The organism is Aureimonas sp. SA4125 (genome assembly GCF_019973775.1).
Taxonomy (GTDB): domain Bacteria; phylum Pseudomonadota; class Alphaproteobacteria; order Rhizobiales; family Rhizobiaceae; genus Plantimonas.
Map to the genome: position 1 here is coordinate 4,196,225 of NZ_AP025032.1, position 11,644 is coordinate 4,207,868.

General features: G+C 67.8%; 12 protein-coding genes. 5 read left to right on the forward strand and 7 right to left on the reverse strand.

All coding sequences use genetic code 11. The features are described from left to right. Positions 1–78: 78 nt before the first annotated feature. Positions 79–909: an aldo/keto reductase gene (locus tag Sa4125_RS19880; RefSeq protein ID WP_224000902.1), complete on the reverse strand. Its 831-nt coding sequence runs from the start codon at positions 907–909 to the stop codon at positions 79–81. Positions 910–1,083: 174 nt separating this feature from the next. Here Sa4125_RS19880 and Sa4125_RS19885 point away from each other — a divergent pair, with 174 nt between their 5' ends. Beyond that, complete coding sequence (locus Sa4125_RS19885) at positions 1,084–2,076, forward strand: phosphotransferase (protein ID WP_224000904.1); 993 nt, start codon at positions 1,084–1,086, stop codon at positions 2,074–2,076. Positions 2,077–2,162: 86 nt separating this feature from the next. Here Sa4125_RS19885 and Sa4125_RS19890 read toward each other — a convergent pair whose 3' ends face one another. From Sa4125_RS19890 to ribA, 5 genes are all read right to left on the reverse strand, one after another. Next, a complete protein-coding gene (locus Sa4125_RS19890) occupies positions 2,163–2,933 on the reverse strand; it encodes a RibD family protein (protein ID WP_224000906.1) in 771 nt (256 codons plus the stop codon). Positions 2,934–2,937: 4 nt separating this feature from the next. Beyond that, a complete protein-coding gene (locus Sa4125_RS19895) occupies positions 2,938–4,626 on the reverse strand; it encodes a sulfatase (RefSeq protein WP_224000908.1) in 1,689 nt (562 codons plus the stop codon). A 135-nt stretch (positions 4,627–4,761) separates the two neighbouring features. Further along, entirely contained in the window at positions 4,762–5,532 is a 771-nt protein-coding gene (locus tag Sa4125_RS19900) for an FkbM family methyltransferase (RefSeq protein ID WP_224000910.1), read from the reverse strand. 1 nt (position 5,533) lies between these two features. Then, positions 5,534–6,271, reverse strand: a complete 738-nt coding sequence (locus Sa4125_RS19905) for a CDP-alcohol phosphatidyltransferase family protein (RefSeq protein ID WP_224000912.1) — start codon at positions 6,269–6,271, stop codon at positions 5,534–5,536. Positions 6,272–6,333: 62 nt separating this feature from the next. Beyond that, positions 6,334–7,470, reverse strand: a complete 1,137-nt coding sequence (gene ribA / locus Sa4125_RS19910) for a GTP cyclohydrolase II RibA (protein WP_224000914.1) — start codon at positions 7,468–7,470, stop codon at positions 6,334–6,336. A gap of 365 nt (positions 7,471–7,835) precedes the next feature. Between ribA and Sa4125_RS19915 the strand changes: the two genes are divergently transcribed. Genes Sa4125_RS19915 through Sa4125_RS19930 form a run of 4 tightly spaced genes read left to right on the forward strand, consistent with a single transcriptional unit; the run spans position 7,836 to position 10,870 of the window. Further along, on the forward strand, positions 7,836–8,624 hold the full coding sequence (locus Sa4125_RS19915) for a zinc-binding alcohol dehydrogenase (protein ID WP_224000916.1): 789 nt from the start codon (positions 7,836–7,838) through the stop codon (positions 8,622–8,624). A 10-nt stretch (positions 8,625–8,634) separates the two neighbouring features. Beyond that, entirely contained in the window at positions 8,635–9,033 is a 399-nt protein-coding gene (locus Sa4125_RS19920) for a 6-carboxytetrahydropterin synthase (protein ID WP_224000918.1), read from the forward strand. Further along, positions 9,030–10,076, forward strand: coding sequence for a glycosyltransferase family 4 protein (locus tag Sa4125_RS19925; RefSeq protein WP_224000920.1), 1,047 nt, complete (start codon positions 9,030–9,032; stop codon positions 10,074–10,076). Before Sa4125_RS19920 ends, Sa4125_RS19925 begins: the two co-directional genes overlap by 4 nt. Continuing rightward, positions 10,073–10,870, forward strand: a complete 798-nt coding sequence (locus Sa4125_RS19930; protein WP_224000922.1) for a class I SAM-dependent methyltransferase — start codon at positions 10,073–10,075, stop codon at positions 10,868–10,870. Before Sa4125_RS19925 ends, Sa4125_RS19930 begins: the two co-directional genes overlap by 4 nt. A 25-nt stretch (positions 10,871–10,895) precedes the next feature. Here the strand turns inward: Sa4125_RS19930 and Sa4125_RS19935 are convergent, their stop codons facing one another. Further along, on the reverse strand, positions 10,896–11,573 hold the full coding sequence (locus tag Sa4125_RS19935; protein ID WP_224000924.1) for a cytochrome b: 678 nt from the start codon (positions 11,571–11,573) through the stop codon (positions 10,896–10,898). Positions 11,574–11,644 lie beyond the last annotated feature (71 nt).

Sequence of the window (11,644 nt, forward strand, 5' to 3'; positions counted from 1 at the left end):
ATTCGACGTCCTCCCTGCGATGACAGCACACGACACGGTCGAGGACATACTTCTGAGGGCGGTGAGACGCGCCGGACGCTACAGCATGTCGAGGGGCGCGCGGCGCGTCGGCGAGGGAAAGCTGCGATCGATGCGGGCAAGATCCTCCGGGCTGAGGTCGAGGCCGAGCGCGCCAGAATTCTCCACGACATGGGCGAGCGTCCCGGCCTTCGGAATGGCGATCATGCCCTCCCGCCGCAGCACGAAGGCGAGCGCGATCTGTGCCGGGGTCGCCCCGCGCTCGGCCGAAAGAGCCGCCAGGGCCGCATGCCCGAGCAGCCTGCCCTGCTCCACCGGGCTGTAGGCCATCGCCGGCATCCGCCGTTCCTGCAGCCAGGGCAGAAGGTCGAATTCAGGTCCCCTGCGCGTGAGATTGTAGAGGATCTGGTCAGTGGCGCAGCTCTCGCCGCCGGCCTCCATGAGTTCCTGCATGTCGGCGAGGTCAAGATTGCTGACGCCCCAATGGCGGATCTTGCCCTGGCTGCGCAGCGTCTCCATGGCCTCGACCGTCTCCGCCAGCGGCACGCCGCCGCGCCAGTGCAGGAGGTAGAGGTCGATCCGGTCCGTCCCGAGCCGCGCGAGGCTCCGTTCGCAGGCAAGCGGCAGACGCTGGCGCGACGCGTTCTGCGGATAGGCCTTGCTGACGAGGAAGATTCCGTCGCGCCGGCCTTCCATGGCCTCGCCGACAAGCTCCTCCGAGGCGCCGTCGCCATACATCTCGGCCGTGTCGACAAGCGTCATGCCGAGCTCGAAGCCGTGACGCAGCGCCTCGATCTCCCCTTTCCGGCGCGCCCGGTCCTCGCCCATCATCCACGTGCCCTGACCGAGAGCCGGCACCGCCTCGCCGTTCGCAAGCATGACCTGTTTCATTCCAGCTCCTGTCGTGCAATTTGCGAGCCGCTCGCAGGCCGCCTTCCGCCAGAGGTAGTCCGCTCCGCCGGGATGTCATCGGCGGGAGCGCGGAGTTAGGGGATGGGGCAATCGGTTGCCATCGCCGCAGCAACGGGGTTGTTTCGCCCGAGCCCCGAATCGGAACCTCCACGCATGATCTACGACGAACCGTTTCTGCAGCAGCTGGAAAGCGGCCTGCGCGGGACCCTCGCGGCCTGGGACATGGGGCCGGCGGCGACCCTGTCGCGACTCGGCATTTCGGAGAACGCGCTGTTTCTGGCCGAAGAGGGCGAGCGCCGCATCGTGCTCCGGGTGCATCGGCCGCACTATCACGGCGAAGCGGAGATCACCTCGGAGCTTTCCTGGATCGAGGCCCTGCGCGCCGGCGACGTCGTCGCGACGCCGCGACCTCTGCCGACACGCGAGGGTTCGCTCCTCGCCAGCTTCGACGCCGCGGGGGAACGCCGGCGGGTGGTCGCCTTCGCGCACATGACGGGCACCGAACCCAGCGGCGACCTTCTGCGCTGGTACGGCCATCTCGGCGCGATCAGCGCCCGCCTGCACGCGCACGCCCGCGCCTGGTGCCGGCCGGCCGGCTTCGTGCGCAAGCGCTGGAATTTCGATACCATCATCGGGCCAGACGCCTATTGGGGCGACTGGCGCGACGCGCTCGGGCTCGATGCCGAGGGTCGCGCCGTGCTGGAAAGCACCCATGCCCGGCTCAAGGCCGATACCGCAGCCTTCGGAGAAGGCGCCGATCGTTTCGGCCTCATCCATGGCGACATGCGGTCCGCCAATCTCCTCGTCGACGGCGACCGCCTCGGCGTCATCGACTTCGACGACTGCGGCTTCTCCTGGTTCGCCTATGATCTTGCCGCGGCGATCAGCTTCATCGAGCACGAGCCGATCGTTCCGGCGCTGACGGCGGCGTGGCTCGGCGGCTATCGCAGTGTCGCGCCCTTCTCCAAGGACGAGGAGCGCGCGCTGCCGATGCTGGTGATGCTGCGCCGTATGCAGCTCACGGCTTGGATCGCCTCCCATGCCGAGACACCCACCGCCCGAAGCCTCGGCCCCGCCTACACCGCCGGCACGGTCGCGCTCGCAAATGCTTTTTTGTCGCGCGAGACGCGTACGGATGCCGGCTGAGCCGCCGGCGCTGCATCAGGGTGCCCCAGGATTCCGGTCCGCCGACGATGCAGCCCGACCCCATCCTCGAGCGAGGGCGACAGATCTCAGCCCGTCCCGCTTTTCCGGCATTCGAGGTCGAAGAGGATATCGCTGCCGAGGTCATAGATCCTGCAGGGCGCGCGAAGCGCCTCGTCGAGGCGGGTGATGGTCGGCAGGACGAGCCCGGCCGGTCCGGAGCCGATGACGATCGGCGAGACGGCGACATGCAGTCGATCGACCTGACCGCTGCTCAGGAAGGCGCCGATCGTGTCGGCGCCGCCTTCGACGAGGACGGTGTGAAGACCGCGGGCGGCCAGAGCGCCCAGAATGTCGCTCGGCGACAACCGCCCGTCCCTGGCCTCGAGATGGATGATATGGCCTCCCGTCTCCCGACACGCCGATCGATCCCGAATGACGAGCGCCTGCGGGCCGCCGTCGTTCAGAAGGCTGGCCTCCCCCGGCAGGCGTCCCCTGGGATCGATGATCACCCGGACGGGACAGGGTCCCTCCACTTCGCGCACGGTGAGACGCGGGTCGTCGGCGACCACCGTTCCGACGCCCACGATGACGGCATCGACCAGAGCGCGCAGCCTGTGGAGATGAAGAATGCCGTCCGGGCCGGACACATCGCAGGCATCACCACTGATCGTCGCGACGCGGCCATCGAGCGACTGGCCGACCTGGGCGACGACGAAGGATGCCGGGGACGGGCGCGCGATGGCAGAGTAGACCTGCCACGCCGGATCGTCGCGGTCCTGGCCCGCGACATCGCCTGCCGATCCCTTCAGGCGCAGCAGCGACTGCCAGGTATGGTCGCTGACGATCAGCCGTTGCATGCGATCATGGGTCCCCTCGCCCGTCGTCTTCTTTCAGCGGTGGCTGCGCAGCATCGCTCATGGCCCGGACGAAACCTTCCCGGAACGACCACATCGGCATGACCGGGCCGCCGTCCCGCGGCAGCATGCCATCGGTCAGATCCATCCCGTCGAGCCGCCGAAGAAGGGCAGGATCGTTGGCGATCACGTGAAACGGGACGTCGCGCGTCGCCGCGTCACCGGTCACGATACGGGCCGGCTGGTGATCGCCGAGGACAACGAAGACGGCGTCCTCGCCGAACTGTGCGACGAACTCGCCGATCGTCGCCAGCGCATAGTCGACCGACAGGAGGTACTGCGCCCGCACGCGGTCCGGCTCCGCCCAGACGACGGCCGGCGTATCGCCCGATCGCGCCTGCCTGTTGAAGACACTGCCGTCGCCGACGTCTGCCCAGGGAACCAGCGTGGGAATGGGCGTCCAGGGCGCATGACTCGAGATCAGAGCGGCTTCGACCATGACCGGTTCTGGGGATTGAACCACGATGCGATGGGCGGCCGTCAGCGTGTACTGGTCCGGCATCGTCACCCAGTTGAAGGGAAGGCCCCGATACCCCAGCCCCTTCGACGCGTAGACATCGTCATAGCCGAAATAGTCACCCTCCGGCCAGTCCATCGTGATCGCCGGCATGACCGCGATGGTGCGCCAGCCTGCCTCGCGAAACAGCCTGTTGAGGCTTTTCCGGGGGCTCGCGATCATTCTGGCGTAGCGGGTCTGGTCGGTGGTGGGGAGGCCGGAGAGGAGCGCGCCGTGGGCGAGCCAGCTCTGCCCGCCGACCGTCGGAGAGGTCATCCAGCCCGATCTTGCCGTATATCCCGTCTCGCCGATCAGGCTTTCCACCGCCTCGAGCCGCGCAACGATGCGCTCCCGGTAGGCCGGGTTCGACAGAACCGTGCGTCCGTAGGATTCGACGAAAAGCACATAGACGTTTCGGCCGGCCAGCGCCTGAAAGAGCTTTGCCTGCGCAAGATCGTCCAGCGGGTCCTGCCGAAGTTCGGCTTCGAAGCGGGCAAGGTCGCTGGCCGAACGGCGCATGAGCGCCACCCGGTCGGCGACATAGCGGACGGCGCCGGCGTCGATGACCGGGCTGCCCGACGAACGCTCGCTCGGCCAGAGGGCAAAGAGGCCGGCGACCCCGAGCAGGGCGGCCGCAAGCCCACCCGCGAGCCGGCGCTGCGGCCTGCGGATCCGCCGTGCGCCGGCAAGGCACCAGGCCAGAAGCGCGGTTACAGCGGTCCCGGCGAGAAGCGCGGCGGCCACCGCGGCTGCGGCCTTCGGCGTGCCGATGGTGCCGCTCAGGAGATTCCAGCCGTCCCGGAGGATGACGAGATCGAAGAGCGGGTTGAAGGGACGACCGAGCGCGGTGCCGGTGCCGAGATCGGCAAGCTTCAGGACGAGAAGCAGCACGGCAAGGAGAGAGGTCACGCAAAGGACCAGGCGGAACAGCCGACCGCGGCAGAGAAGCAGGAGGCCGATCGCCGCAGGCAGTTCCACCGGCACGGCACCGAGCGCGTCAAGCGAAAGATCCGCCGGGCGGGACGGCAGAACCAGAACCGCGGCGAGAAGGACGCAGCCGAAAACGAACCGGAGCGTGCCCGGCCAGGTGGATGTCGGCTCCCGCGCGCCGAGCAGTGGGCCGCTTGACGCGTCATTCATGGCGGGCCGGCGCCCTGACCGCGTCTCGCCTCGATGCCGACGGCCAGCACTGGGCCGCTTTGCCGCGCGCAGTGCCGAACCTCGGTCCTCTCGACATCGCTGGATGAAAAGGCCGCTCCGACACGGCATTCTGCTTCACCGCTTCGCCTCGCTGCGGTCCGAAGGGATGAGGCGCGCATAGACGTCGCCGGAAGCGCCCGACAGGCTCACGCAGCGCAGGAAATGCCGAAAATCGCCGGCCGGCATCCAGCCCTCTGCATGAAAGCGCTGGCGCTCGCCGACGACCAGATTGAATTCGTAGGGACCAAGCTGCGACAGGCGGTCCAGACAGCGCTCGGCGATATCCATGGCGGCGGGCAGATATTCGAAGGAGATGAGCGGCAGGGCTTGCGAAAGCCCCTCCAGCACATCGGCCTCGCTTCCCTCGACGTCGATCTTCACGAAATCCGGCCGGCCATGTCTCCGGATCAGGGCATCGAGGGTGACCATCGGCACCTCGATCTCCTCGTCCCACTCGACGCTTTCAAAGCCCCTTGTCGCGCCGATCCTTCCCGGCCAATCGGGGATGATGCTGGACAGCGTCGGATGGCGGCGGGAGATCTTCAGCCGGGCGCTGCCGTCCGCGCGCCCGACGGCCTCGCCCCGCACGTCGATGGCGCGGCCGGATGCGATTCGCTGCAGGATCTTCCGGAAAGCCGGTTGCGGTTCCACGGCGACGACGCGCGCGCCGGCCTTCGCCAGGGCCAGCGACCGGTTGCCGGCATGGGCGCCGATATCGAAGGCCAGGGCGCCCGGCTTGACGAGCGCGCGCATGAAGCGGCGCATGGCCATGACCTGCCAGGGCTGCCCGTGATAGACCAGCAGCGATCGGATCAGCCCGATCGCGGACGCGAAGCGAGCGGCCATCCTAGCCGGTCTTTCGGCCATCACCCTGCCGAACCTGATCGAACAGGTCGCGCGCGAAGGAGGCCGTGAGAAGCGCGAGGGCCGCCAGCGCGATGGCATTCGAAAAAGGCGGCTCGACCACCGGCGTCATCACCGCACACAAGACGGAGACCTGGATGACGCAGACGGCCTTGCGCAGGATGCTCGGCCGGAGCGTCTTCGATAGCCGGGGGAGCATCGCGTGGATCGCCAGATAGCCGTAGCGCATGGCCCCGAGGAAGACGACGAAGACACCGGCCTTGCCGCTGGCACAGGCCAGGAGCGAGAGGATGAGGATCAGCAGCGCATCGACTTCCATGTCGAACCGCCCGCCGAAATCGGAATGGGTTCCATGATGGCGGGCCGCAAATCCGTCGACGCCGTCAAGCGCGAGGGCGAGGAGGACGACCGAGACGAGCGCCCAGGCGAGCGTCTCGTCGCCGCCGGGGCCGAGACGCTCGAACTCGGTAAAGGCCGCGGCGACAAGGGCGGTCAGCCCTGCGCGGAAACCCGTGATCATGTTGGCGACGCCGAGCCGGCGATGCGGATGGTCGTCGAGACCTGCCAGCGCAATGGCCGCGATGCTGCCATAGACGCCGAGGGCGACGACCACGAACCGCCAGTCGGAGGCGGCAAGCTTTGCCGCCGCAGGGGCCGTCATCGCCAGTGCCACGGCAATGGCGCCGAAAACGCAGAGCGCTTCCCGGAATACCGGGCGCACGTCATGCCGGCCCCGGCCTCGGAACAGCCCGGACACCGCGCGAGCGTAGGGGCGGGCTCCGATCATTTCGTTGCGAGCGCCGACGCGATCGCTGCGACGTCGAGCATGTGCCCTGCGCGCCGCGCCTTTGTCGTCAGATAGTTCCGGTTGTCCCTGGTGACTTCCCCGAGAACCGCGGTCCGGCGCGTGACCGCAATGCCGGCATTCTCCAGAAATGCCGCCTTCGACGGATTGTTCGTCAGGAGTTCCACATTCAAAATGCCCAGCAGGTCGAGCATGGCGATCGCGGCCTCGTAGCGCCGGGCATCCGGGCCGAATCCGAGCGCGGCGTCGGCATCGATCGTGTCGAGCCCCAGCGACTGGTAGCCATAGGCCCGCATCTTGGCGGCGATCCCGGTGCCGCGCCCTTCCTGGTCGAGATAGAGCAGGACGCCGCCACCGCGCGAAGCCATCGTCCGGAGCGAGCCGCGCAACTGATCCCCGCAGTCGCATTTCAGCGAGCCGAAAAGATCGCCCGTCAGGCAAGAGGAGTGGATGCGGGTCGGGACAGGGCCGCGGCGATCCGGATTTCCGACCACGATGGCGAGCTGATCGCGCTGGGAGAGGCCGCCTCGGAAGACCACGAACTCGCTTTTCGGCATGTCCGGCAGCGGGACAAAGGTGCGCGCGACGATCTCGAACTGTTTCTCGGCCTCGCTCGCGAACGCCACGTCGCCCTTTGTGAACTGTGCGATCCCGGCAAAGGCCTCGTCGTCCGGTTCGATCTCGACGACGACGAGGGCGGGGAGGAGAAGGGCAAGGCTTGACATCAAGGTCAGATGCGAAAGCTCTGGTGGCGCCTCGGACCACGTCTCCGGCCTGTCCACGTCGAGCCGATAACCGAGGGCGCAGGCTCTTTCGAAGGAGGCATCTCGAAGCCCGACGAGGGCGCCGGTCGATGTCGCCATTCCGATTGCCGCCGCACGCGGGGGCGTCAGGAAGATCGAATGGGTGCCTTCCGTCACGTCGGCGAAGCGATCGTAGCCCGCGGCACTCGCGGCATCGAGAGCCAGCGCTGCAAAGCTGCGATCGGAGCGGAACACGACGGGGCGACCATAGCGCAGTTCGGCTGCCGCGATTTCACAGGAACGACGCGCGACATCGAGCGGTTCGAGGAATGCTCTGGGTACTCGGCTCATGCCCGCGGCGGTGTCCAGCATTGATGCGTTCCAGTATTCGTTGATCATTCCAACTGCATCTCGAGAATTAGGCGCGACGTTGCGCTTTGCCACTTCGCGCTGCTGCGACAATTGGGCGCGAGAGGTGACGAACTGGCCCATCGCTCTATTTGGCAGAGGCGTTAGAGACTGGGTGCACCACCATTCGAGAAACTGAACCTTTGCAAGACAGCCGTGACTACAAGGCCTTATGGCTCGAAGCCGAGCATCGCGCCGTCATGCGCGATGGCGTCCTGCCGCCCCAGTCTTCCGGCGAAGCTGTTGTCTCTGCACGCTTCGGTGCGATCAGCCGAGGGACGGAGTCGCTGGTCGCCGGGGGGAAGGTTCCTGCGAGCGAAAGAGAGCGCATGCGCGCTCCTTTCCAGGACGGAGATTTCCCCTTTCCCGTCAAATACGGCTATGCCGTCGCCGGCGTCGTCGAAGCGGGACCGGCAGAGTGGACGGGGCGGAAGGTCTTCTGCCTCCATCCGCACCAGAGCGTCTTCACCGTTCCCGTCGAGGCGTTGCGTCCGGTTCCCGATGGCGTGCCGCTGGAACGGGCGGTGCTGGGCGCCAACATGGAAACCGCCCTCAACATCGTCTGGGACGCCGGCATCCAGCCGGGCGACAGGGTCGCGGTCATTGGAGCCGGAGTGGTCGGATTGCTGGCCGCCCATATCGCGGCGTCGATCCCCGGGACCGAGACCATCGTGATCGACATCGACCCCCGCCGCGCGGCGACGGCCTCTTCTCTCGGGCTCTCCTTCGCCTCCCCCGAACAGGCGCCGAAAGACTGCGACGTCGTCATTCATGCCTCGGGATCACCGGATGGGCTGGCGGTGGCGCTTGCCGCTGCCGGCTTCGAGGCGCGTCTCGTCGAGGCGAGCTGGTACGGCGATCGGCAGGTCGCCGTCCCACTCGGGCAGGCCTTCCATTCGCAGAGGCTGACGCTCGTCAGCAGCCAGGTCGGGCATGTTCCGGCCACACGGCGGGCGCGCTGGAGCCGGTCGCGTCGACTCGATCTCGCGCTCTCGCTTCTCGCCGATGCCCGGCTCGATGCACTCTTGCCCGCGGAGACCGCCTTTCTCGACCTGCCGGGCGTCTACGCAGACATCCTCCGGAATCCCGCGACCCTCTGCCATCGCATTCGCTACTGAAAGGACCGCCATGTTCGCCGTCGAAGTGACCGACCACATCATGATCGCCCATTCCCTCCCGCGTCCGGTCTTCGGTCCGGCGCAGGGAATGCACGGCGCCACCTTCACCGTGGATGCGGCCTTCTTCACCCCCGATCTCGATGAGGACGGGCTCGGCGTCGATATCGGCGCGGCGATGGAAATCCTGGCCGATGTCCTGAAGCCGCTGAACTACGGCAATCTCGACGAGATGCCGACGTTCAAGGGAAAGGTGACGACGACCGAGTTTCTCGCCAAGCACATCTTCGACGCCATCGCGGCGCTGATCGCTGCGGGCCGCATGGGCGAGGCTGGCGGACGGGTCGAGCGCCTGCGTATCCGCCTGCACGAATCGCATGTCGCCCGCGCCTGGTACGAGGCGGCGCTTTGAACCGACGCCTCGTCTTCGCGATCCCCGGCGATCTCAGGACGATGACCGGCGGCTATGCCTATGACCGGCGGATGATCGCCGAACTCGGCGCGCTCGGCTGGTCCGTCACGCACCTGGAACTGCCGGGCAGCTTCCCCGATCCCGGTCCCTCGGACATCGAGGAAACCGCGCGGCTTCTGGCGGAAATCGGCGACGGGGCCGCAGTGCTCGTCGATGGTCTCGCCTTCTCGGCCGCGCCGGAGGTTTTCGCGGCGCAAGCGGACCGGCTCGCCTTCGTCGCCCTCATCCACCATCCGCTTGCGCTGGAGACCGGACTGACCCGCCAGCGCCAAGACGCGCTTCGTGCCGCCGAGACCCGCGCGCTCGAACTCGCCCGTGCCGTCGTCGTGACCAGCGCGATGACCGGCCGGGAGCTGACGGATTCGTTCGGCGTCGAGCCGGGCCGCATCACCGTCGCGGTACCGGGCACCGACCGCCAGGCGCGCGCACCGGCGCAAGGCGCTCCGCCGACGATCCTCTCGGTCGGAACACTGGTGCCCCGCAAGGGCCACGACGTGCTGATTACGGCGCTGTCCCGCGTCGCCGATCTCGACTGGCGTTGCCGCATCGTCGGGGATGCCACCCGTGATCTGGATCACGCTTCCGCCCTCGCCCAACTGATCGGCGGGTTCGGCCTCGGCGATCGGATCACGCTTGCGGGAGGCGTGGACGATACGGGCGCCGCGTTCGCCCGCGCCGACCTCTTCGCGCTCGCCACCCATTACGAGGGCTACGGCATGGTGTTCGCAGAGGCGCTGGCCCATGGATTGCCGATCGTCGGCACGCGCGCGGGCGCAGTGGCGGAAGTGGTGCCGGCAGATGCCGGCATTCTGGTCGAGCCGAACGACGTGCCGGCTTTTGGCGGCGCGCTGAGAACGCTCCTCGCCGATCCAGCGCTTCGCCGGCGGTATGCCGATGGCGCCTTCGATGCGGGACAGCGTCTTGCGACCTGGGAAAACTCGGCGCGGCACATCGACGACACGCTTCGACGGCTTGCCGCATGAGCGGGTTCGAATCCGACTGGCTGTCCCTCCGCGAGCCCGCCGATCGCGCGGCGCGCGCAAGCGAACTTCTCGAGGCTGCCGCTGCCCATGTTGCGTCCGGGCAAGGGGCGGTCGTCGATCTCGGCTGCGGCACCGGCTCGACCTTCCGGGCCCTCGACCCGCAGCTGCGCCCGGAAACGCCCTGGGTCTTCGTCGACGACGACGAGGCCCTGCTGGCCCGCGCCCACATGCTGCTGCCACCGGCGGGGCGCGACCGGGTGCGGCTGCATACAGCCGATCTCGCCGGTTTCGACGACGAGATCTTCCAGACGGCCGCGCTGGTCACCGCGTCGGCCGTGTTCGATCTCGTCTCCTCGAGCTTCATCGAGGATCTCGCCGAGCGAATGGCACGGCGCGGTCTTGCACTCTACGCCGCGCTGACCGTCGACGGTCGGATCGTCTGGGACAGTCCGCATCCGCTCGACGACGAGATCGTGAAGGCGTTCTCCCTGGATCAGCAACGCGACAAGGGATTTGGTCCGGGCCTCGGCGGCGGGGCTGCCGTGCTTCTCGAAGCCGCCTTTGTCGCCAGGGGCTACAGGGTGCAGTCGGCGACGAGCGACTGGACTCTCGGCGTCGGCGACCTCGCATTGCAGGACGCGTTCCATGAGGGGCTTGCCGCGCCGGCCCGGGCGGCGATGCACGACGAGGTTACCGGCTGGCTCCGCCACCGGAGGGAAACCGCCCGTGCCGGTTGCGGCGTCCGCGTCGGCCATCGCGACATGCTGGCTCTGCCGCCGGCCCGGCATCCGTGACGCCGCCACAAGGGGCTGCGGCGTCCTAGATCATCCGGTAGAGCGTGGCGTCGCGGCGCAGAACGTGGTGATGGATGACGCCGGCCATGTGCAGCAGAAAGAGCACGAGGATCGTCCAGCCCAGTACCGTGTGCACGGTCATGAAGACGGGCGCCAAGGCCTCGTCCTTGCCGATCGGGCTCGGGATCGGCAGGACGCCGAAAAGGCGCAAGGGAAAGCCGAAGGCGTTGGTGGCGAGAAATCCGGCCACAGGCATCGCGATCAACGCGGCATAGAGCGCGACGTGGACGGTGCCCGCGATCCGCGCCTGCCAGAGCGGCATCGGTTCACGCTCCGGCGCCCCGCGCAACAGCCTGACCGCGAGCCGCGCCAGCATGATCCACAGGATCAGAAAACCGAAAGACTCGTGCAGGAGATAGCCGATCGTCTTGTTGTCCTCGGCGAGGAATTCGATGACCATCCCCGCGGGCCACACGACAATCACCAGCGCCGCGACGATCCAGTGCAGCACCCGCGCGAGCGCCGAATATCGGGCTGCCTGCGGGAGGCCTTGTGCGATGCCGTTATCGTCATACACGGGCATGTCCACGGGACTTGAGTTGCTGTCGAGGGCGACACTGCGCTCGAACCTGCTCGGGGCATAAGTGTCGCCTTCGGATGCACCAAGGTCAATTGGGCGCCGCCGCACGGCGGTCAGGGTCATCACGATGGCCGACCGCGTCCCGTGACGTGGTGTCGTTGACGGCGTGTTGCCGCCACTTCCGGCAGGGCCGG